We start from the raw sequence: 22,670 nt of genomic DNA on the forward strand, positions 1-22,670 counted from the left end.
TTACTCACTGGCCGGGGTGGTGGTAACGGCGCCTGGGGTACGGGTATTCAGTACCAGGCGGTAGCTGATGAGCAGGTCGCAGGCCAGCAGGTAAAACAGCAGCATGCCCTGGAACAACCCGGTAATGGACTTGGGCAGGCCCTGGTCTATCTGTGCCATCTCGCCGCCCAGGTAAGTCAGTCCTAACAAACCACTGGAGAGCAAAATCCCCAGCGGGTGCATACGGCCCATAAACACCACAATAATCGCGGCATAGCCGTAGCCCAGGGACAGGGTGGGAATCAGTTGGCCCACGGGGCCGTTGGTTTCGGAAATGGCTGCCACCCCGGCCATGGCACCGCTGAACAGTAGCAACAGCCAGGTGAGTGCCTTGCCGTTAAACCCGGCAAAGCGCGCCGCCTGGTGGTTTTCGCCCATGACGCGCAACTGGAAACCGAGCAGGGTGCGGCTGAGGACCACCCAGATCACCACCAGCATAAACAGCGCTATAAACAGCGCGATGCTGACGCGATAGTCTTCAAATAACACCGGTAGCAGGGTGTGGGGTGCAAACAGCGCTGATTCGGGGAAGTTAAAACCATCCGGATCCTTGAGCGGGCCATGCACTGCCCACAGCAGCAGGTTGACCGCGATGTAGTTGAGCATGATGGTGGTGAGTATCTCGTTGGCGTTAAAACGGGTGAGCAGCAGTGCGGCAATACCCGCCCATACCAGGCCTGCCAGGGCGCCACTGGCGATAATGGCGGGCAGTACCCACCAGCCTTGCTGTTCGGCAAATTGCAGAGAGACGGCACCGCCGATCAGCGCGCCGAACACAAATTGGCCCTCGGCGCCGATGTTCCAGATTTTGGCTTTAAAACAGAGCGTCAGGCCTAGAGCGCAGAGCAGCAGTGGCGTGACCTTGACCGCCAGTTCCGACAGGCCGTACCCGTCGCTGATGGGGGCGATAAAAAAGGTGTAGAGGCTGCCCAGGGGCGGGCGACCGAGCAGGGCAAAGAGCAGGGCACCGGAAATCAGCGTCAGCAACAGCGCCAGCAGCGGCGATAAATACAGCATCAGCGGCGAGTCCTGCAGGCGTTTTTCAATGCGCATGGGCAGGCTCCTGTACCGCAGGGGAGGTGCCGGTGAAGGCGCCGGTCATCCATTGGCCCAGGCGCTCCAGGGATACCTCTGCCTTGGGGGCCAGGGGCGACAGGCGTCCGCCGCACAGGGCGCCCAGGCGGTCGGCCAACAGGTAGAGTTCGTCCAGGTCTTCACTGATCACCAAAATGGCGGCGCCGCTGTCGCGCAGTTGGATCAACTGCTGGTGGATCAGGTTGGCAGCGCCCACATCCACGCCCCAGGTGGGGTGAAAACACACCAGCACCCTGGGGTTTTGCAGGATTTCACGCCCGATAATGAATTTTTGCAGGTTGCCGCCCGACAGGCTTTTGGCACTGGCGGCGGGGCTGGTGGCCTTGACCTTAAAGCGGCGGATAATGTCGGCGGCGCGCGCCCGGATGGCATTCCAGTTAAGCCAGCCGCTGCGCCCGGCCTGGGTAATGTAGCTGGTGAGCAGGTTGTTTTCGGTCAGGCTCATGGCGCCCAGGGCACCGCGCCCGATGCGGTCGGCGGGCACCACACCCAGGCCGGCGCGGCGGCGCGCCTGCACCCCGGTGCGGGTTATATCGCGTGTACCCAGCAGCAGTTGGCCGCGGTCGGCAAGTACCTCGCCATTCAACAAATCCACCAATTCATCCTGGCCGTTACCTGCTACACCCGCCAGGCCGAGGATTTCCCCCTGGTGCAGTTGCAGTTGGATATTGTGCAGGTGGATGCCAAAGGTATCGCGCGGTGTTAATTCCACATCCTCCAGGCTGAGCAGGCAGGCACCGGCCTGGCCGGCGGGCATGGATTCCTGTAGCTCCAGCTCGTCGCCCAGCATCAGCCGCGCCATTTGGCCGGGGCTGGTGTCGCGCGGGATACAGCTGCCGGTGACCCTGCCCCCGCGCAGGATGGTGGCGCGGTCGCAGAGCGCGTTAACTTCGTGCAGTTTGTGGGAGATAAACAGGATGCTGCACCCTTTGGAGGCAAGCTTTTTGAGCACGGCGATCAGTTGTTCCACCTCGGGCGGCGTGAGTACCGCGGTGGGCTCGTCGAGGATCAGCAATTGGATGTCCTGCAGCAGGCAGCGGATAATTTCCACCCGTTGCTGCTCGCCCACGGACAGGCTATGCACCAGGCGGTCGGGGTTAATGGCCAGGCCATAGTCTTCACCCACGGCGATAATGCGCTCGCGCAACCGGGCCAGGTTGCCGTATTCGGCCGGGGTTAAATAGAGGGCAATGTTTTCAGTCACCGTCAGGGTTTCAAACAGTGAAAAGTGCTGGAACACCATGCCCATTCCCAGTTGGCGCGCCTGGGCCGGGCCGCTGATGCTCACCTCTTTGTCATTCCACAGCATCTGCCCGGCATCGGGCTTGACCACACCGTAGATCATTTTCATCAGGGTGCTTTTGCCGGCGCCGTTCTCACCCAGCAGGGCGTGGATTTCGCCGGGGGCGACCTTGAGGCTGACCGAATCATTGGCGATACAGCCGGGATAGGCCTTGGTGAGGCCGATCAGCTCTAGGCGCAGGCGATAGCTGTCGGGTGAGGTGCCTGTAGCAGCGCCGGATAATGACCCGGGCGGTAGCGCCGGGGGATGTTTTGTGGGCAGATCTCTAGATAGTTCTGACATAACTCTGGGGAATCAATATAAACCTGACTGCACGGACAAAAAGGGCTGTTTGATGAACCCCGCAATAGTCCGGTGAGCAGCAATATGTATGCCATAGGTCTTGATTTACCTGTGATTAGTCCGGCGATCTGAAAAAATTTTAAAAAATTGTCTATTTGGCCAGTCTTTTGCTTTGTCTGGGAGGTAAAAGTAAAACACTCAAGCTGGCGCGGAGGAAAATACGTGCGCTTTGTGGTCAACCAAACACTTATTGAACGGGCTGACCTGGCCCCGGATACCACACTGCTCAGCCTGTTGCGACGCGATAGGCAATGGGTTGGGACTAAAGAAGGCTGCGCATCCGGTGACTGTGGTGCCTGCACGGTGTTGGTGGGCAGCGCGCGCGCTGGCCGCTGGCACTACCGGGCGATAAACGCCTGTATTTGCCCGGTGGGCAGCCTGCACAATCAACGTGTTATCACTGTGGAAGGACTGGCACCCCCGGGGCTGGGTCGCGGCGCTGCCCTGCACCCGGTGCAGCAGGCACTGGTGGATTGCCACGGCTCCCAATGCGGGTTTTGCACACCGGGTTTTGTCATGTCCCTGGTGGGCTTGCACCTGGAGTCCCAGGCTATTGCCGAAGGGCATGAGCGCGCGGCGGTGATCGAGGCCATCTCCGGCAACCTGTGCCGCTGCACCGGTTATCGCCCGATTATCGAGGCGGGTATCCAGTCCCTTAAAAAACCTGCCCAAATGGCCAATATTGTGCAGGAATGGCTTCCCGATGCACCCTTAACGGGCAGCGGGCCGGCGTATCGACTGCTGGGAAAAGACGCCGCGGAAGGCTATTGGCAGCCGACCACCGAAGCCGGCTTGCAGCAATTGTTGACTGACTATCCCCAGGCGCGCCTAGTGGCGGGGGGGACGGATGTGATGCTGGAGGTCACCCAGCTATACCAGTCACTGCCCCAGGTAATTGACCTGAATGCGATTCCCGGCCTGAGGCAATGGCAACTCACGGAGGATTCCCTGTGTATCGGTGCCGCCACGCCCTACAGCGAACTGGAACAGGGCCTGGCCCGGGTGGCGCCTGAGTTTGTCGCCCTGCTCAAGCGCCTGGGCTCGCGCCAGATCCGCAACCGCGGCACCCTGGGCGGCAATATCTGTAACGCGTCACCCATTGGCGATACCCCGCCCTGGCTGCTGGTGCTGGACGCCGAATTGGAGCTGGTGAACAGCCGCGGCGAAACCAGGCGCGAATACCTGCGCGATTTTTACCTGGGCTACAAGCAAACCACGCGCGCGCCTGACGAATACCTGGCGCGCATCCACATAGCGCGCCAAGCCCTGGCCCAGCCCCAGCGCTTGTTCAAGGTGAGCAAGCGTTATGAGGATGACATCTCGGCCGTGATGGGCGCCTTCTGGTGGGATGCCGGGCACATCCGTATTGCCTACGGCGGCATGGCCGGTGTGCCCAAGCGCGCGTTCCTGGTCGAGGCGGTGCTTAATACCGAGCCCTGGCACCGGCTGGGCCAGGTGCAGGAAAGCCGCCTGGCACTGGCCTGCGACCAATTGCGCGCCGAGTTCAGCCCGCTAAGCGATGTGCGTGCCAGTGCCGGCTACCGCCTGGCCATGGCCTGCGAGCTGCTGCGCAAAGCCTGTTATGAGTTTGCTGCCGAGGCCGCAGGCCAGGCTCCCGAGAGGTTGTTTATCCATGCGTAAGTTGATCGAAGCCCAGGCGCAACCGGCGTTATTCAAGCCGGGCGTCGGCCATTCCGTCGCGCACGAATCAGCCTGCAAACACGTTAGCGGCAGTGCCCAATACATCGATGACCTGCCCCTGTTGCCCGGCCTGGTACATGTGGCCACTGGCCAGTCTATCCACCCACACGCGCGTATTATCTTGCTCGATATCCGTGCCGTTAGGGCTGCACCGGGTGTGGTGGATGTGATCGTACAGCGCGATATTCCCGGTGAAGTGGATGTAGGTCCGGTATACGGTGGCGACCCGCTGTTGGCGGGGGACCTGGTGGAATACATCGGCCAACCCCTGTTTGCCGTGGCAGCCACCAGCCTGGAAGCGGCCCAGCGTGCGGTGAAATTGGCCCGGGTTGAATACGACATCTTGCCAGCGCAGCTCACAGTGGAGGATGCCCTGGCCGCCCGGAGTTTTGTGCTGCCCGAGCACCAGTTGTTAATGGGGGACCCGGACAGCGAGATAGACAAGGCACCGCACCGGTTACAGGGTGAAATCTATGTGCGCGGCCAGGAGCACTTTTACCTGGAGGGCCAGATCAGCCAGGCCCAGCTCACCGAAGACGGCGGTATACACGTGATCAGTTCCTCCCAGCACCCCAGTGAAATCCAAAAACTGGTAGCCGAGGTATTGGACTTGCCCCTGCATTTAGTGGTGGCTGAAGTGCGGCGCATGGGCGGTGGTTTTGGCGGTAAGGAAAGCCAGGCCGCGCCCCTGGCGTGTATGGCGGCGATTTTTGCCAAGCGTTTGCAGCGCCCGGTGCGCTACCGTATGCCGCGCCGCGACGACATGGTGCAAACCGGCAAGCGCCACGATTTCCTCAACCGCTGGCGCGTGGGCTTTGACAGCGACGGTCACATCCTGGGGGTGGATATGCTGCTGGCGGGCAAGTGCGGCTATTCGCCGGACTTGTCCGAAGGTATCGTCGACCGCGCCATGTTCCATGCTGACAACGCCTACTTTCTACGGAGCGCGCGCATCCTCGGCGTGCGCTGTAAAACCCACACAGTCTCCAACACTGCATTTCGCGGTTTTGGCGGCCCCAAGGGCATGATGGCAATTGAAAGCCTGATCGAGGATATCGCGCGGCATCTGGGAAAAGACCCATTGGATGTGCGCAAACTCAACCTCTATCGCCCCGGTGCCGATGAAACGCCCTACGGCCAGAAAATTGAGCAGCATGTATTACAGGATTTAATCGCGCGCCTGGAATTGGATAGTGATTACCGCGTGCGCCGCGAACAGGTAACGCGTTTTAATCAAACACATCGCTACCTGAAAAAAGGCCTGGCACTCACCCCGGTAAAATTTGGTATTTCCTTTACCGCCAAACACCTCAACCAGGCTGGTGCCTTACTGCAAATTTACACCGACGGCAGCCTGATGATTAACCAGGGCGGTACCGAAATGGGCCAGGGCTTGTACACCAAGATCCAGCAAATTGTCGCCAGTGCGTTTGGGGTGAGTGTGGAGCGGGTCATTGTGAGCGCTACACGTACTGACAAGGTGCCCAACACCTCGCCCACGGCAGCCTCGTCCGGTACTGACTTAAATGGCATGGCGGCTAAGGATGCCTGCGACAGGATCAAAGCTGATTTAATCGGTTTTGCCTGTGAGCATTTCCAGTTGAGTACCGAGCAGATTGTGTTTGCCAATAATCGCGTGCAATTGGGGCGAGAGAGCATGAGCTTTCCCGACTTTATCAAGCTGGCCTACCTCAACCGCATTCCGCTATTGGCGACCGGTTATTACCGCACGCCCAAAATTTTCTACAACCGCGACACCGCCAAAGGCCAGCCGTTTTTGTATTTCGCCAACGGTGCGGCGGTAAGCGAGGTAACCCTGGATACGCGCACCGGCGAATACCAGGTAAACCGCACCGATATACTGCACGACGTGGGCAAGTCGCTGAACCCGGCGATTGATATCGGCCAAATTGAAGGCGGTTTTGTGCAGGGCATGGGCTGGCTTACCAGCGAGGAATTATTGTGGGACGACAAGGGGCGGATTATTTCCAACAGCCCGGCCAACTACAAAATTCCCACGGCTTTTGATGTGCCCGCCGATTTGCGCGTGGCCCTGTACCACGAGCCCAACCTGGAAAATACCATTCACTTATCCAAAGCCGTGGGCGAGCCGCCCCTGATGCTGGGCATTGCGGTCTGGGCAGCGCTGCGCGATGCCTGCAGCAGCACGAGCGGTTATCGTTTTAGTCCGCGCCTGGATACCCCGGCAACACCCGAGCGGGTGTATTGGGCATTGCAGGAATGTGCAGCGTTTAATGCGTGTCAGGCGCAGGAGGTCGACCGTGCCTAGCCCAGGATCAGCGGATTTTTTGCAACCGTCAGCGCACTCGGCGCTCAACTGGTCAGCGGCTATCGCCCGCTGCCAGGCACGTGGCAATGCCTACGTAATTGCCACGGTCATTAATACCCAGGGCTCTACGCCGCGCGACGGCGGCAGCAAAATGGTGATTGATGCTGACAGTACCTACGACACCCTGGGCGGTGGCCAGCTGGAGTTTTTAGTGGTGCAGCAGGCGCGCGAATTAATTGCGCGCAATAAAAACTGCCAGTTGTTGCGCGCAATCCCGCTGGCGGCAGAAGCGGCACAATGCTGCGGTGGCAATATGGTGGTCATGCTCGAATGCTTTGCTGCGCGCCAGTGGCAAATGGCACTCTTTGGCGCCGGCCATGTGTGCCAGGCACTGGTGCAGATCTTGGGTGGCTTACCCTGCCAGGTGCGGGTGATTGATAACCGGCCCGAGTTAATGACAAACACACTGCCCGGCAATTGTCATTACGCGTTTTATGCTGACCCGGTGAGTGCCGTGGAAGTATTACCGGACAATACCTGGGTGGTTATTTTTACCCATGACCACGCGCTGGATTTTGCACTGTGCCGGGCATTGCTCACCGATCGGCGCTGGGCTTACTGTGGCCTTATCGGTTCGCACACCAAAGCCCTGCGTTTTCGCAAGCGCCTTGCCGATGCCGGGTTTGCTGCTGACGATATAGCGCGAATTTACAGCCCCGTTGGTTTGCCCGAGGTAAAAGGCAAATTGCCCATGGAGGTGGCGGTATCCATCGCCGCGCAATTGCAAAGCCTGTATTACGCACAGGCGCCCGTAAACACAGCGCCTTCCAGTCGTTGGCGGGAGATTAAAAGCCTGTTGCAGCAAGAGCGCAGCGCGCACATTGTGTGTGAGTAACATGGCCTGGTCGGTACACCGGTTGTCTGTAGTGGAAAATGATGTATGACGCTCGACGAATTTAACCAGCAGGATGAGGCCAGTGCGCTCACTGCGCTCTACAGTTGCTGCCATTGCATGGCCTGGGCACAGGCGATGACTGCTGCGCGGCCGTTTGCTGATCTTGATCAGTTGCTGGCCAAAGCCGATGCGCTCTGGGCCGGGGCCGGCGAGGCGCAAATCCTCGAAGCCTTTTCCGGTCATGCGCGTATTGGCGATATAGAACTGCTGCGCTCGCGTTACGCCGGTCGTGCGACGGCCGAGCAAGGCCAGGTACTGCAAGCCAGTGAGGCCGAGATTCAAGCGCTTTATCAGTTGAATAAAGCCTATGAGGAAAAAAATGGTTTTATATTTATTGTGTGCGCCAGCGGTAAGTCAGCCGCTGCCATGCTGGAGCTATTACAGCAGCGCAGCCATAACAGCCGCGACCGGGAACTCATCAATGGCGCGCGCGAACAGGGGGCTATCACCCGTTTGCGTTTACAGCAACTTGTCACCGATTAAGTGAGCAACCCATGTCATTACCTGTCGAAAAAGCAGCGATTACCACCCATATCCTTAACCTGGAAAGCGGCCGGCCGGCCGCCGATGTACAGGCCTATCTCTACGGCCCCGATTCGAGCGAGCCCATTGCCAGTGCCAGGACCGATGCCGATGGCCGCGTGATGCAATGGGATGCACCTGTTGAATTGCAGCCGGGTATTTATAAATTGCAATTCGCAATTGGCGACTGGTTTGCACGCCAAGAGCGCGACAGTTTTTATCCTGAAATCAAAATTGCGTTTCGCGTGGCCAACACCCGGGAACACTACCATGTTCCCCTGTTGCTGAATGCCCACGGCTACTCGACTTATCGCGGCAGCTAACTTTTGCTATTCCTGTAAGGAAGTCTATGCGTCACTCCGATGTTCAAGCATTTCGTGCAAAGATCCTGCACTTCACTGATCGACCTGATCCGACAACGGGGCAGGGTGTTGAGTATTTCGATGATGGTGTACTACTGGTGGAGCATGGTCGGATCAAGGCCCTGGCCAGCGCTGCCGCTATGGCCGGGCAGGGGTTTGATTTGCAACAGTGTCGGCACAGCCCCGAGCAATTAATCATGCCCGGTTTTATCGACAGCCATATCCACTATCCGCAAACCGCCGTCATCGCCTCCTACGGCGAGCAACTGCTGGATTGGTTAAATCACTATACCTTTCCGGCTGAGCAGCAATTTGCCGATGCAGAGTTTGCTGCGCTGGCCGCGCAACAGTTTTTAAATATACTGCTGGCCAACGGCACCACCAGCGCGCTGGTCTACACCAGTGTATTTGCGCAATCCACCCAGGCATTTTTCCAGCAGGCAGAAGCCTATAACCTGCGCATGATTGCCGGTAAGGTGATGATGGACCGCCATGCCCCCGCCGCGCTGCTGGATACAGCAGAATCAAGCGAGCGCGAGTGCCGCGCCCTGATCGAAGACTGGCACAATCGCGGTCGCCTGCACTATGCACTGACTCCGCGTTTTGCACCTACCAGTACGCCGCAACAATTGGCAGTAACGGGTAAGTTGTATCGCGATTATCCCGGCCTGTATTTGCAAACCCATTTATCGGAAAACCGCGCAGAAATTGCCTGGGTAAAATCCCTGTTCCCGGAAGCCAGCGATTACCTGGACGTGTATGACCGTTTTGGTTTGCTCGGGCGGCGCAGTGTCTTTGGCCACGGCATTCATGTGCGTGAGCGCGAAATCCATCGCCTGGCACAGACCGGTTCCGGTATTGCATTCTGCCCCACGTCCAATTTATTCCTTGGCAGCGGCCTGCTCGACCTGGCGCGCCTGGAATCTGCCGGTGTTGCGGTCAGTATGGCGACCGACGTGGGTGGCGGTACCAGTTTTTCACTGCTGCGCACCCTGGCAGAGGCTTACAAAGTCCTGCAAATGCAGCAGCAAAATTTGCATCCGCTGACGGCCTTTTACATGGCCACCCTGGGCAATGCCCGCGCGCTGGATCTCGATACCCACCTGGGGAATTTTGCACCGGGTAAAGAGGCGGATTTTGTGGTGCTCGACCTGGGTGCAACACCGCTGCAAGCCCTGCGCCAGGCCAGTACACGGAATTTGACTGAACAGTTATTTGCACTCATGACCCTGGGTGATGAACACAATGTGGCGCGCACCTATATCATGGGCAAGCAGGTCTTCCGTCGCGCATCGCGCAAGGAGGACCAACAATGGACGCACTGATTCTCGAATGGTTAAACCTCGCCTTTCGCTGGTTCCATGTGGTTGCCGGCATCGCCTGGATCGGCGCATCGTTTTATTTTATCTGGCTGGATTTAAGCCTGCGCGAACCGCCAGCCTGGAAAGCCAAACAGGGTATCAAGGGCGATCTCTGGGCGATCCACGGCGGTGGTATCTACGAAGTGGCGAAATACCATCTGCGCCCGCAAGACATGCCGTCAACCCTGCACTGGTTTAAATGGGAGGCCTATACCACCTGGCTCAGCGGGACAGGCTTGTTGATTCTGTTGTATTACCTGCAAGCGCAAACCTATCTGGTGGGGCACAACACCTGGATTTTGTCACCGGCAGTCGCCATCATCGCCAGCGTCAGTTTTATGGTAATCGGCCAACTGGTTTATGAATGCCTGTTGCGCACACCACTGGTAAAAAACGGATGGGCATTTGCAGCTGCACTGTTGGTGGTGATCGGTTTTGCCAGCTGGATGGCGCACCAGTGTTTTTCACCGCGCGCCGCCTATTTGCATGTGGGCGCTTTAATGGCGACCTGGATGGCCGGCAATGTGTTCTGGGGCATTATTCCTGCACAGCGCCAATTTGTGCAGGCTGTCAGTGAAAACCTGCCACCCAACACCGACGCCATGGCATTCGCCAAATTGCGTTCGACGCACAACAATTACCTGACCCTGCCGGTGATTTTCTGCATGATCAGCAATCACTATCCCTTTGTGTACGGCCATGCCCATGCCTGGCTGGCATTAGTCGGCATTGGTGGCTGCCTCGCCTGGGGGCGCCATTTTTTTAACTTGAAGCACCTGGGAAACCGCAAGCCTTTAATTTTGTGGACGAGTGGGGCAGGGCTATTGCTGATCGCGATAGTGATGGCCAATACCGGTATCCAAAAGGTACAGGCAGGTGTGCCGGCAATACCGACACCAGTGATAGAAACCCAAATTGCGCAAGTAAAAAATACAGCACCTGTAAGCCACAATTCAGATGCACCTATTCAAAAACTGGTGCAACACCACTGCACTAACTGCCACAGCAATACACCGACCCAACCCGGCTTTAATGCGGCACCGGCAGGTTTGGTGATTGAAACCCTGGAGCAATTGGGCGCACAGAAAATACGGGCCTTGCCCTCCATCGCCTCAGGCTATATGCCCTTGGGAAACTTTACACAGTTGAGCAGTGAAGAGCGCCAGCAATTAATGGACTGGCTGCAGGAGCACTGATATGGGCGCCTATGTGATTGTCGATATTGAGGTGCACAACCGCGAAAAGTATCCCGAATACCTCGCACAAATCACACCCACGGTTTATGCCTGCGGCGGGCGCTATTGGGTGCGCGGTGCCCAGGCCGAGGTGGTCAGTGGCCAATGGCAACCCAAGCGCCTGGTGGTGATGGAGTTTCCCAGTGTCGAAGTCGCTCGCCACTGGGCAACCTGTGCGGAATACGCACCTATCCACGCCCTGCGCAATGCCTACGCCAGCGCCAATATGATTATTGTCGAGGGCAGTGTCGACTTCAGTGGTTAAGTCCGTGCCGGGTGAATCCCATAGCCGATGTGTTGTTGGAAAAACGTCGTGTATCCCCTGTAAAAATGCGCGTCCTGTCGCAATCCACAAATAGCCCCGGTTTGGTGAGATATGCAATAATCGGTACTGCTGTACAACCTTAAACCGATAGGATAGGAGCCAATATGAATAATAGATCCCGCAAACTCATCCACTCATTTCCCGCCGCCGTTGCTGCCGTTTTTGCCCTTGTCGCCATTGCCCCCTGGTCATTTGCTGACACAGGTGCTGTTCCGGATATGGCGCGTATCCTTGCAAACCTGAATCACTACCCCTCCACAGAACAAAAAGAAGTATTAGCTGCCATCGGCAAAGACGAAAGCAATAGCGAAGCCTCCCGTGCTATCGCCAATGCAATCCATAATATTGAACACAAAATCAAAGCAGAAGATGCCGCTGCCTTAAAAGCCATCACCGAAAGCGATGCCGCCAGTGACGCTGAAAAAAAATTGGCCAGCATTGCGCTCGGTATCAACCACTTTGCCAGTGAAGAGGATAAGAAAGCCTTGGAAGCTCTCGCTGCGCCAAACGAGTAAACCCTGGCAGCGCTAGCTAAATAGACAGGGATGTTTGATATTTTATGTAATCAACCCGTCCCAGTATCAGAGAAATTTATAATAAGAAAAATAAACAGCCATGAAGTAGGCAAAGAAATCATAAAAAAGTAAGTAATAGTTTTTCTAAAATAGCCTGAGTTTGCTCTAGGTATTCCCAGAATCATTAGCCATGCCATGCTTATGGTGTCCACTCCCCCATTAATGAGACATCTCTAAACTGGAGTTTTCCAGTTTTGCTCGGTACGCAGCTGGCGGTAAATGACCAAGACTTTCGTGAGTTCGCTCTTCGTTGTAATCCATTCGCCAGAACCACGCCATTTCCCGCACTTGCGTTAATGATTCAAATAAATAAGCATTTAGAAACTCTCGCCGGAAAGAACCGTTGAATCGCTCAACAAAACCATTCTGTTGCGGCTTGCCCGGCTGGATATAAACAAGCCTAATACCGTTTTCCTCGCACCAATCAGTCAGCCTCGCTGATATCAGTTCAGGTCCATTATCAACACGTAACTGTGTGGGTAGTCCACGCTCAACCTTGATCTGCTCCAGCGCTCGAACCACCCGCTCAGCGGGCAAGGAGGTATCCACTTCAATGGCTAAACACTCACGAGTTCCTTCATCCAATACATTCAATGTGCGAAAGCGTTTTCCGCAATACAAACTATCGTGCATAAAATCCAACGCCCATTGATGATTAGCTTGTGCAACAACAGCCAACGGTTGAACAATCCGCCTGGGTAAAACGCGCTTGACCCGGCGTTTCAAGTTCAGGCCCATCTGGCAATACACACGATATACGCGCTTGTGATTGAACGGATAACCTTTGTGGCGAATTCTCCCGTAACATTTCCAAAAACCCGCTTGCGGTGAACGTTTCAATTCGTTGTTAATCGCATCAATGACAGCAGCATCGCATTTACGCCAGTCGCGTTCAGGGCGGTAGTAACTGGCTCGACTGAGATCAGCCAGCTTGCACGCACTGGCAATATCAATGCCGTGCTCAACCAAAGCCTGTGCGCAGGTTTTCTTTTCTGCTGTCACCAACCCTTTTTTGCAAACAACTCCTTCATGGCCTGGTTTTGAAGGCTGACGTCAGCAAACATTTTTTTCAGCTTGGCGTTTTCCTCTTCCAGCTCGCGCATGCGTTTAAGCTCTGAGGTGTCCATACCGCCATATTTTGATTTCCAGTTGTAGTAGGTCGCGTTGCTAATGCCATGCTTACGGCACACGGTTTCTACTTTCAGTCCAGCATCGACTTCTTTGAGAATGCTGAATATTTGGGTTTCGGTGAATCGTGATTTTTTCATAATGGCCTCCTGAGGTAATATTCTCAGAAAACTCCAGTTATGTCTGTCTCAGAATAGGGGAAGTGGACATGTCGCCCGCTGCTGTTCCAGGTAGATAACTGCCCCACGTTCGCTCCTTTTGTGCACTACTATCTCCCTCTGAATAACCACTTCCACTACTCCCTTGTGTTTCCCTCGCCGCACCTGTCCATTGCACAAAGGCTTTAACGGATACTGTACTCAATCCCTCTGAGCTTCCTATACCAATCCTGGTTATGTAATAACTGTTAGCGGAGTAATTGCCCGACATCGCATTGTGTATGGCTTCCATAAATGCGGCACCATCACCACCCCGGTTACTATCCCGTAAATTGGAACGACATGACGCGCTACAGTCTTCACCAGCTTGACTATCCCACCAAAGCTGCCAGATATCCATCGGATCTTCTGTCTAGTCATCTCCTGTGTGGTAAGCCCTTATGGCAGAGCCGAAATTATTTAATATTCCAGGACTTTAACGGCACATTTGTATATTTTTTCTAAGTTATATTTTTCATTAGTCATTTCTTCTTTGGTTAAGATAAAAAAATCCTCTTTTGAGATAATCTCATTGGTTTTAAATAAAAATATTTTTTTGTATTTATAAAAATAACAGTGAAATGTAATTTTTTCGTCATTTAAATAGTCTGGATTCAGGCTGAATCTCATTATTGTATAAAAAAATAATCCGTTTTTAGTGAATTCATATGATGGCCATATTTTTGATATTCTCATATCGAAACCCAATTCTTGAGCCATATTCTTTAACTTTAAGCAATATGGCTCAAGAAATGTACATGTCTTAAGCCAATCAGATTCACTTAAATAAGCGGCTCCTTTATTATATTTAAAATTCATACAATACACCTCAGTAAGGAAATTTCCAGCCTACATACCATTCTTTGCCTCCGCCTATACCCTACTCTTGATGTCCAGATACACTGCGCGGCCCGACAACAGGCTTCCAAAACGGTACATTAACCCTTTGATATGAAATGGGCATGTAGAGTAATTGTGTTATTTATTTCCTTTTCAGGTAATGAACTGCTGTATATAAGAATCCAGGAATACATCCCCACTCAGCTAAAAAAGGAATCCACCAAAATTTATTGATACCCTTTAATGGCAGCAAAAAAATACCAGTAGCGCCTAAGCAGCCACCAACAAGAGGTATCCAACTGCTTGCTACTGTTCTAAAAGTGTTTTTTAAAACTACTAGCCAATTGATAATAAATATCCATAAAAATATAGACAATGATACAGAGGAAAGAACCCAATTAATAATTTCCACTTTTAATTCCTCGATTAAGGCACATATATTCTTTGACCTAATATACCTTTAATATAACCATCTACACCCCAACCACGAGGCCACTGAAGAGACTCTCTAGGAACAACAAAGGATTGGCCACTTCCGAAGCCTGCATATTGGTTGCCTAAACCAGGTTGCCACTTACCAGACCAAAAGTAGTTCCACCCATTAGTTCCTCCCTTCATAACCCAATCACCAGATTGAAGCCCTGGTCTTCCCTACCTAGAGATTGTTATAACCGCATTTTTGGTAACTTGTAGTCCCGTTACAATACCATTGGTTATTGGGCCGCCTCCCAACGTTGTTAGCGTATTTAAAGCAGTCTGATCAGTCCACAGCACAGAAAAGAATAAACCCGCAGAGGCAATTGGGTCATCAGTAAATCCACCACCCGCTGCAACTAGTCGATCAGCCCAGTATTGCGCTGTTCTGTCACCCGTTTAAAGCGACTGCGGTTAGGTCCGTAGTGGAAACGGGGGGTGTGACCGTTTTTGCTGATTTGGGAAGGTAAGTCATAGATCGTGTATTGCAAGCTCCGGCCACTGGTATTACTGACCATGTTGCCGGAGTCGAGTGGATTATCACGCTATTAATAGCTAGCTCATAAAATAAACTATAAAAAATATAAACCCATAGAATATAAATGCCCAATAAATATGCATACGAGATACGAGTTCATTTTTTACAATAAGCTTTAGTCTTGCAAATCCGCTGATTACTAAAAAAAGCAATAAAAATTTGAAGTATCGCTAAATAATTGATGTTTTTATCAGGGGCATCACTAAGCCCAACATATAAATTCGCAATTCCAGATATAATTGCAAAAAATCCAATAAAAATATTAAACTTAATCATAAATACCCTTCAATATATTGAAAAACTATTTTCATAAAAAGTTATCGATCCATATAAAAATTTAGTTTTTTATTTTTCTTCAAGAGACTCTAATGCGTTATTTATTTCCTTTATCAGCTCCACGGCTTTTTCTCTCCATACATTTAAATTGCTCTGATCATTTTTAATAAAACTATCAATTTCTTTGTCATTCAGGTTGCCAACTGAATTTTCTATGTCTATATAAAGATCTATAATTTTCTTGCATGTTTCATGCGAAATAATTTTTTCTCTTTCTAGATATTGAACATAATCCAAAATCATAGTATCAAAAATATCATCTAGATAATTCATGCCTGTTTTATTAAGTTTTAATTGATCTTCTTTTGGGGCCGACAGCCCCAAAAGACCTTCTTGTATGATTTTTAAATTAAAAAAATATTGTGAATTTTTTTCTCTCATGTTTTTTTACCAATTCTTGCTGAAGAAATAATTAAATTTCTGTGTTCCATATTCTGGGCCAGTTAGTTTCCAATACGATCCACCATGGCGCCCCCCAGCAGCAGACCACTGCAATCTAGCAATCGGCCCTGGATTTAAAACCATAGACCAACTACCTCTGGCTGCCGTACTCTGTCGCATTGAGCCTGCTACCCATCCAGCTTCTTGTAAAGTTCCTTTTACACCGGCTTGCGGCAACCATCTCAGCGTTGATGGATATTTTAGGATTAAATTAGCAACATAAGTGTTCGCTTTTATAGATACCGAACCAATAGTACCTATTCCTCCAGTTGCCAATGTAACAGCAGTATTAACCGCAGTCTGATCAGTCCACAACACAGAAAAGAATAAACCCGCAGAGGCAATTGGGTCATCTAAAAAACCACCGCCATTGGCAACTAATCGGTCAGCCCAGTATTGCGCAGCTCTGTCGCCCGCTGCTGTTCCAGGTAGATAACTGCCCCAAGTTCGTTCCTTTTGTGCACTACTATCTCCCTCTGAATAACCACTTCCACTACTCCCTTGTGTTTCCCTCGCCGCGCCTGTCCACTGTACAAAGGCTTTAACAGATACTGTACTCAATCCCTCTGAGCTTCCTATACCAATCCTGGTTATGTAATAACTGTTAGAGGAGTAATTGCCCGACATCGCATTGTGTATGGCTTCCATAAATGCGGCACCATCACCTCCCCGGTTACTATCCCGCAAATTGGAACGACATGACGCGCTACAATCTTCACCAGCTTGACTATCCCACCAAAGCTGCCAGATATCCATCGGATCTTCCGCCCAGTCATCATCGGAGTCCCCGCTGAGTTGCGACCTCGTCATACCCTGCGTGGTAAACCCACTTGGATCAGTCGCATTCAGCGGATTGTTCCACACATAGCTGTAACGGTTCAGGCTTTGGACTCTCAGCGGATCCTGGATTATCGGGTCAGCCTGGACAAACCTTGCCAGCTTGGGGTCGTAGATCCGGCCGTTCATATGGATCAGTCCAACTTCATCCAGATGTTCGTGATTTGTAAAGCCACGGCTGCTGATGGTGCTTGCTACCTTCTGGAAGGGCTGTGCGGACATCCACTGGGTAATATCGTTATTGGGTATACGTGATGCGCCCCAGGGGTCGTAGTAGAAGTCCTTCACCACAAAACCATTGGCATCGGTGATCATGCTGAGCGAGCCCAGGTGATCGCGATGTAAATAGTGTTCTTTGGTTGATTGCAGGATGCCGACACTGTTATAGGTTTGGCTGATAATGGCTACACCACCGATATGGCGTTTCCACTCTACCGTATTATCTGAGCGATAGATTTTTTCGACATTACCGATATAAAGCGTGGTGGTGGTTGAGCCTGCCGTTGTATCTACCCGTTTAAAGCGACTGCGGTCTGGGCCGTAGTGGAACCGGGTGGTGTGACCGTTTTTGCTGATTTGGGAGGGCAAGTCATCGATCGTGTATTGCAAGCTTCGGCCAATGGTATCACTGATCATATTGCCGGATTTGTCGTAGTTGTAATTGACTCCGCCGATGCTACAAACCGCATGTGGTCCTGCATTGGCCGAACTTGAACACTGGTTGCCATACAGATAAGCCGCGTTACCGGTTTTGGTCCGGATATTATCGATGGCATCGTAGGTGACCGACTCCGTTGAGTTGAAATCGCCAGAGGTGTTCCAATGGGTCAGTCGGTTCAGGTTGTCGTACTCAAACGACTCATTGATATTGCGTGAGCGCAGGTAGTTTTCAATCCAGGTTCCACCACCGGTTTCGCGGCGCGTTTTGAGGTTGCCAATTAAATCCCAAGTGTAGTAACTATTTTGCAGGTTTACTCCGGGAATAGACTTTCGGGTAATAATATTTTTAAGCAAACCACTATCTGCATAAGAAGATACAATTGTGCTCAATCCATTCCCATAACTACCGCCTCTATTGCCATGAGCATCAACGCTACCTATTGTGTAATAGGTTTTTTGTGCGCCGCCGTAGCGAACAGCATCTTTTATTTGAAACAAGTAACCGGTGTTTGTGTAGGTGTGTTCAATACCATTGTATTCATAACTGTCTGTTGCCCGCGCAGCATCAAATACCTGAAAAATACGGCCGTATTGGTCGTAGGTTATTTTTTCGTAATGGGTGGTTAACTGGCTTAGGTGTCCCTGCATGCTGGTTTCGGTAACACTTAACCGGCCCCAATTGTCATAGGTGTAACGTTGCGTGTATTCCGGTTGTGTACCTGCCACCGCCAATAGGGTATAGGTTTTTGCTAGCTGTCCCATGCCATTGGTAGCGGAATCGTACACCCAATGGGTTGAAACGGATGCAGACGCATCGACGCCACCAAGGTAATTGCAATTGGATTGATAATTCTCTTTACGCGCAATAAGGCGACCACGAATATCATAGTGCATTACCGTTCGCTGCTGCTTGGGATCCAACTGACACACCTGTTCATTGAAGCGATTATAACGGTAAGTCCAGGTTCCCTTGTCAGGGTCGGACATGCTGGTTTTACGATCGCGCAAATCATAGGTCATGGTGGTCGTATTGTTATTGGGATCGCGCATGGTTTTCAGGTTGCCGCGCGCATCATACGTAAAATGGGTTGTGCCACCATTGGCGTCTATCACGCGGGCTATACGCCCCAGCGGGTCGTGAACCTCTTTGCGCTCCTGGTTTTTGGCATTAACCATTCTGACCTGATTGTTTTCATAATAAATCTGGGTGGTTGCTTGTTGTCCGTCTTGCTCCCTGGTTGGTTTTACCTCATAGATCAATCGGTTTAATTCATCGTGGTAAGTGATTATCCAGTATTTAGGATCATCACCATGAATAATGGGCTCGCTTTTAGCCAGTTGTTGTCCTTCAGCGGTATATCGGGTATCTGTAATAATCCACTCCCCATCCGAAGAACCTTTCTTGCCGTCACGTATCACTCGCCCGGCAATATCCATACACTGTGTTGTCGCAAAACCACCAGATAAGGTTTCTTTTTTCCAGGTAGAGGTGCCTGTCGGGCAAATGTAATCCGGGTCGTAATTAATCCCTGCTGTTATTACAGCAAACGAGCCATCGCTATTGGCCGTAAAATAGGGAATACCAAACGCTGTGGTGCCAACACGACGGGTTACTGAACGGTTAGTAGCAACGTAATTTTTAATTTCCGTGGGCGTTCCGTATTTGTCGCGTTGAGTAACCTGTGAAACCAAGCGCTTAATGCCCGTATTGGTATTGGTTCCATCGGTCATGTATTCATAGGTTTTATCCACATAGCGGCCCTTGGCGTCGTACTCGTATTCTGTTGAGCGACGGGTTTGGCCATCGGCGGTGGTTTCACTCAGGGTACGCTGACCAAAGGCGTTGTAGTAATGATCGGTTCTTATAGTGTAATCCGGGTTATTGGGCTCAATAATTTCATAGTGCAACAGGCCTTTTGCGGCACCGGATGAGTAATAGCCAAAACTGGATTGGCGAATGGCAGTGTCTGTGCCGAGGTCACCATATTGATTGGTTTCCACCTGCATCTGGGTTAATCGCCCCATAGACGCCGAATAGGAATAGGTTGGATAGGCGTAGGTGTTGGTTTGAAGGGTTTCGTGCAATGTTGTACTGCCATTACCAATGGCGGTGGACTCATAAGTGGTGTTACCCTTTGAATCAACTTCGCGTGTTATGGTAGTAACACTCTCTATGCCACCCTGGCTACCTGACGTATTCATAGCGTATTTTTCAGCGACAGATTTGAATACAAAAGGTGTCATCGAGCCAAGGGCACTGGTGCCTAAATAATTAGCATCGATTGCCATCTCGCGCATACAGTCTGGTAACGCAGTGCTACTGATATAACACTGTGTTACCCCCCAGCTATATTCTTTTTTGTCAATCAAGCGTCCAGTGTAGTAATTATATTTTTCCTGTCGTGCCAGCCTTCCAGTAAAAGGCCAATCCTGGCGGTACTGGTTAATAGTGACAAGTCGGCCATATTCGGCTTTCGTAAAGCGATCAAATCCAAGAAACCCTCGGCCGCCCGCCTGGAATCTACCATTTTCGTAAAAATACTGGGTATCTCTACCTTCGCTTGGATGAATAATCTCAACATTTTCATCATTAGAGCCAGAAGTCTGCTCAAAGGACCTGGTAACCACATAATAACTGCCGACGAGGTTGTAAGCAGGAAACTTAGGGTCACCTAAATGCTGCCCTCCAGCATAGGTGCCTTCAAACGGATTTCTGATAATGTCCTGTAGCTCTTCGTTGCTAGCAGCATATACTTTTCTCTTTAATCCATTGGAGGTCACCATTCCCATAAATTCATGGGTGTTTGATGGATTAAAGCCTTTTATGTAGGAGTATTGGTAAGTTTTTGCTATGGCTTCATAAGTGATACCAATATAGCTACCAAGACCATTAACTACCCGATAAATTTTATTTCGGGTTTTTCCATTGGCTTTATTTAAATACAAGGAGGCCCGTGGGCTATAGTTCCTACCTGTTATAAAAAAGTCTATATTGCCATCACCATCAAAATCCCTTAGCTCTACAGAGTTTTCATAATGTACGTCTATACTTATAGGAATTTCATGGTTTACTGTTCTAAAGGCCGTTTCATGCCAGTAGCTAACATAGATAACTTTTTTACTGCCTCCACTATTTCCAACATAAACAGCATCTAGATAACCGTCCCCATTGATATCTATGAAGTTATTAAATGTCGCATATGCAATGTGGTTCAGATTTCGTTTGGATGAAAAACCTGTTCCCCAATTAAGCCGATATTCATTATCAAGGCAAGTGTCCACCGCTCCAGAGATGTCATCATATCCATCATTATTGATATCGGCGACTCGTAAGGAAGCAACCGGAAGCTCGGTATGCACAACGGTGTCACGACGGCATTGATTCAATACCATTTTTTTTGTGGAGAAATCATTGGATACCTTTGCATGAAACCTAAGCTCCACATTTCCGTTTGATGCCTTATGTGAGGTGTACACATGCTGTTCATAGCGGGCAACATTGGGATCGCCGGCAGTACAGGCAATAAAAATAAAATCCATTCGACCATCGGCATTAAAATCACCTGTGGCAGAGTGCACATCCGAAAAAGGGCTACTGCAATGCGGAGAAATCAGATGTTGGGGAACAACAACAGGAACCTCCTGCTCTGGTGCATAACCAAGACCACCAGGCTGTAAATAGCGAACATTGATTGTTCCGCTTAAGCGGATCAAATCCTCAAGGCCATCACCATTCAGATCCGCAAAGATATACTTATTACCAAGACCATTCGGGATGTTTTCTGGAACCGGAGATGCACTCAGCTTCCAGGTACCATCTGACTGGGGCTCCGACAAAAATATCCGAGTCCTATAGGTGCCAAACAACTCCGTAACCACCAGGTCCTTTCTGCCATCATGGTTATAATCTGTAAACTTCAATAGTGGTGGAGCCATAGCTACCGTATTCCAAGTGGCGGTTATGCCTGTTCCCCCTACATAGGTAGCTTCTACATATTCAATACGCCCATTCCATTGCCGTTGTGCTAAAGCATAATAAATATTGTTATAGCCAACACCGTAATTCATCCAGACTAAATCAAGCAAACCATCACCATTAATATCGCCTAACGCATAGGTAAAAAAATTAGCTAAGAAAGGAGATGAGGCAGATGGCAGTGTGAAAGTCTCGGAAACATTGTTAAAGCCGGATAAATCTGGCAACAGCCAATCAAATTTCAACGGTGCCTTACAGGTACTACCGACACACTCGGTAACAGATGACAAGCGGCTTACATTGTCATACTCGGCATTATTATTTCCCTCGTCGTAGTTTAAATGATATTTCCTAATACTCTGGCCATTGTTAATGACCTCTACTTGATATAACAGTACATTTTGCTGGAACTCTGCCGTAAGAATTCGATGAATAATGGTGTCCGGTCTTGAATCCCAGGTAAAAACCACCTTGGCATCGGGCAAACCATTGCCGTAGGCATAGCGAATTTCCGCCAGGCTTGGCCAGTTCCCATGTTCCTTTTCATACAGGTAATCAATCCTGTTGCCGGCACTGTCTTCACTGTATGTCAGCATCCAGCGAAGGTTGGCGCTGCCATAGGGTAACTTCGCCATTGAGCTTTGCTGGATTAATGAATTGCCGTAATAGTCGATACGCCCGTCCTTGTGCTCAACCTTGAAATAATCCGGGCTTCCTGCGATACCACCCACTGCCGTAATGCGGGAAAAATCATCAATTGCCGTTTTGTAGGTGGCACCCACAGCGCCATAGATATAGTTTTCATCAACAATCAGTTTCTCACCATTCAGGCAAAACCGATCATTGGCATCAAGTGTGAGTGGGCGGAAATTGCGGTTTTCACTTTCGCTCTGGCGACAGCGGGAAACACTGCCGCCCGCATTTAATGACCAGCCCATTCCCAATGTGCCATTACCGGCACCACTGTTATAACCAAGGCTGATTTGTGGCGCAAAGCCACCACTACCTGCCGGTAACACCAAGGGCAACCTGTAAGTTGCTTGGCCGCTGGCATTGACATTAAATTCTCCCTCTGTGGGTTGCGCCATATCGATACCACTAGCGGGGGCTGGTATTGCAGCTAATACAGGAGCCTGCG

At 51.2% G+C, this 22,670-nt stretch carries 17 protein-coding genes; 9 read left to right on the forward strand and 8 right to left on the reverse strand.

The genetic code is table 11. The features are described 5' to 3' along the window. Positions 1-1,092: an ABC transporter permease gene (locus CJA_RS02665; RefSeq protein ID WP_012486224.1), complete on the reverse strand. Its 1,092-nt coding sequence runs from the start codon at positions 1,090-1,092 to the stop codon at positions 1-3. Continuing rightward, entirely contained in the window at positions 1,082-2,719 is a 1,638-nt protein-coding gene (locus CJA_RS02670; protein ID WP_012486225.1) for an ABC transporter ATP-binding protein, read from the reverse strand. The genes CJA_RS02665 and CJA_RS02670 overlap by 11 nt, the downstream gene beginning before the upstream one ends. 222 nt (positions 2,720-2,941) lie before the next feature. On the opposite strand from CJA_RS02670, the gene xdhA reads away from it, so the two are divergent. The 9 genes from xdhA (at position 2,942) to CJA_RS02715 (ending at position 12,045) form a co-directional block, all read left to right on the forward strand. Further along, positions 2,942-4,420, forward strand: a complete 1,479-nt coding sequence (gene xdhA / locus CJA_RS02675) for a xanthine dehydrogenase small subunit (protein ID WP_012486226.1) — start codon at positions 2,942-2,944, stop codon at positions 4,418-4,420. Beyond that, positions 4,413-6,770, forward strand: a complete 2,358-nt coding sequence (gene xdhB / locus CJA_RS02680) for a xanthine dehydrogenase molybdopterin binding subunit (RefSeq protein WP_012486227.1) — start codon at positions 4,413-4,415, stop codon at positions 6,768-6,770. The genes xdhA and xdhB overlap by 8 nt, the downstream gene beginning before the upstream one ends. Next, positions 6,763-7,665 carry a xanthine dehydrogenase accessory protein XdhC gene (gene xdhC, locus CJA_RS02685; RefSeq protein WP_238526811.1) on the forward strand — a complete coding sequence of 301 codons (903 nt, stop codon included), beginning with the start codon at positions 6,763-6,765 and terminating at the stop codon, positions 7,663-7,665. The genes xdhB and xdhC overlap by 8 nt, the downstream gene beginning before the upstream one ends. Before the next feature lie 45 nt (positions 7,666-7,710). Then, positions 7,711-8,208 (forward strand): 2-oxo-4-hydroxy-4-carboxy-5-ureidoimidazoline decarboxylase, encoded by a 498-nt coding sequence (uraD, locus tag CJA_RS02690; RefSeq protein ID WP_012486229.1) that lies wholly within the window; start codon positions 7,711-7,713, stop codon positions 8,206-8,208. An 11-nt stretch (positions 8,209-8,219) separates the two neighbouring features. Then, positions 8,220-8,570, forward strand: a complete 351-nt coding sequence (uraH, locus tag CJA_RS02695) for a hydroxyisourate hydrolase (RefSeq protein ID WP_012486230.1) — start codon at positions 8,220-8,222, stop codon at positions 8,568-8,570. Between the two features lie 26 nt (positions 8,571-8,596). Beyond that, on the forward strand, positions 8,597-9,934 hold the full coding sequence (gene guaD / locus CJA_RS02700) for a guanine deaminase (protein ID WP_012486231.1): 1,338 nt from the start codon (positions 8,597-8,599) through the stop codon (positions 9,932-9,934). After that, positions 9,922-11,166, forward strand: coding sequence for a urate hydroxylase PuuD (locus tag CJA_RS02705; RefSeq protein ID WP_012486232.1), 1,245 nt, complete (start codon positions 9,922-9,924; stop codon positions 11,164-11,166). Before guaD ends, CJA_RS02705 begins: the two co-directional genes overlap by 13 nt. A gap of 1 nt (position 11,167) precedes the next feature. Further along, entirely contained in the window at positions 11,168-11,470 is a 303-nt protein-coding gene (locus tag CJA_RS02710) for a DUF1330 domain-containing protein (RefSeq protein WP_012486233.1), read from the forward strand. Between the two features lie 164 nt (positions 11,471-11,634). Further along, a complete protein-coding gene (locus CJA_RS02715) occupies positions 11,635-12,045 on the forward strand; it encodes a hypothetical protein (RefSeq protein ID WP_012486234.1) in 411 nt (136 codons plus the stop codon). 219 nt (positions 12,046-12,264) lie between these two features. Here the strand turns inward: CJA_RS02715 and CJA_RS02720 are convergent. The 6 genes from CJA_RS02720 to CJA_RS02745 form a co-directional block, all read right to left on the reverse strand. Further along, positions 12,265-13,373 (reverse strand): IS3 family transposase gene (locus CJA_RS02720; protein ID WP_085953149.1). Its coding sequence is split into 2 segments (ribosomal slippage): positions 12,265-13,121 and positions 13,121-13,373, totalling 1,110 coding nucleotides; the frame shifts between segments, so codons are not numbered across the junction. Positions 13,374-13,850: 477 nt separating this feature from the next. Beyond that, a complete protein-coding gene (locus CJA_RS19280; RefSeq protein ID WP_012486237.1) occupies positions 13,851-14,249 on the reverse strand; it encodes a hypothetical protein in 399 nt (132 codons plus the stop codon). Between the two features lie 163 nt (positions 14,250-14,412). After that, positions 14,413-14,682: a hypothetical protein gene (locus CJA_RS19285; protein ID WP_148208788.1), complete on the reverse strand. Its 270-nt coding sequence runs from the start codon at positions 14,680-14,682 to the stop codon at positions 14,413-14,415. Between the two features lie 696 nt (positions 14,683-15,378). After that, positions 15,379-15,558 carry a hypothetical protein gene (locus CJA_RS02735; RefSeq protein WP_041550974.1) on the reverse strand — a complete coding sequence of 60 codons (180 nt, stop codon included), beginning with the start codon at positions 15,556-15,558 and terminating at the stop codon, positions 15,379-15,381. A gap of 69 nt (positions 15,559-15,627) precedes the next feature. Next, complete coding sequence (locus tag CJA_RS02740) at positions 15,628-15,999, reverse strand: hypothetical protein (protein WP_012486238.1); 372 nt, start codon at positions 15,997-15,999, stop codon at positions 15,628-15,630. Positions 16,000-16,005: 6 nt separating this feature from the next. After that, the gene (locus CJA_RS02745) at positions 16,006-22,620 is read right to left on the reverse strand and encodes an FG-GAP-like repeat-containing protein (protein WP_238526812.1); all 6,615 of its coding nucleotides are present in this window, start codon (positions 22,618-22,620) and stop codon (positions 16,006-16,008) included. Positions 22,621-22,670 lie beyond the last annotated feature (50 nt).

It is taken from the genome of Cellvibrio japonicus Ueda107, from assembly GCF_000019225.1.
In the GTDB taxonomy this organism is placed as follows: domain Bacteria; phylum Pseudomonadota; class Gammaproteobacteria; order Pseudomonadales; family Cellvibrionaceae; genus Cellvibrio; species Cellvibrio japonicus.

Coding starts and splice junctions, on each gene's coding strand:
- CJA_RS02665 (WP_012486224.1), bottom strand. CDS start 1,092: ATGCGCATTGAAAAACGCCTGCAGGACTCGCCGCTGATGCTGTATTTA.
- CJA_RS02670 (WP_012486225.1), bottom strand. CDS start 2,719: ATGTCAGAACTATCTAGAGATCTGCCCACAAAACATCCCCCGGCGCTA.
- xdhB (WP_012486227.1), top strand. CDS start 4,413: ATGCGTAAGTTGATCGAAGCCCAGGCGCAACCGGCGTTATTCAAGCCG.
- uraD (WP_012486229.1), top strand. CDS start 7,711: ATGACGCTCGACGAATTTAACCAGCAGGATGAGGCCAGTGCGCTCACT.
- uraH (WP_012486230.1), top strand. CDS start 8,220: ATGTCATTACCTGTCGAAAAAGCAGCGATTACCACCCATATCCTTAAC.
- guaD (WP_012486231.1), top strand. CDS start 8,597: ATGCGTCACTCCGATGTTCAAGCATTTCGTGCAAAGATCCTGCACTTC.
- CJA_RS02705 (WP_012486232.1), top strand. CDS start 9,922: ATGGACGCACTGATTCTCGAATGGTTAAACCTCGCCTTTCGCTGGTTC.
- CJA_RS02710 (WP_012486233.1), top strand. CDS start 11,168: ATGGGCGCCTATGTGATTGTCGATATTGAGGTGCACAACCGCGAAAAG.
- CJA_RS02715 (WP_012486234.1), top strand. CDS start 11,635: ATGAATAATAGATCCCGCAAACTCATCCACTCATTTCCCGCCGCCGTT.
- CJA_RS19280 (WP_012486237.1), bottom strand. CDS start 14,249: ATGAATTTTAAATATAATAAAGGAGCCGCTTATTTAAGTGAATCTGAT.
- CJA_RS02735 (WP_041550974.1), bottom strand. CDS start 15,558: ATGATTAAGTTTAATATTTTTATTGGATTTTTTGCAATTATATCTGGA.
- CJA_RS02740 (WP_012486238.1), bottom strand. CDS start 15,999: ATGAGAGAAAAAAATTCACAATATTTTTTTAATTTAAAAATCATACAA.
- CJA_RS02745 (WP_238526812.1), bottom strand. CDS start 22,620: ATGGCGCAACCCACAGAGGGAGAATTTAATGTCAATGCCAGCGGCCAA.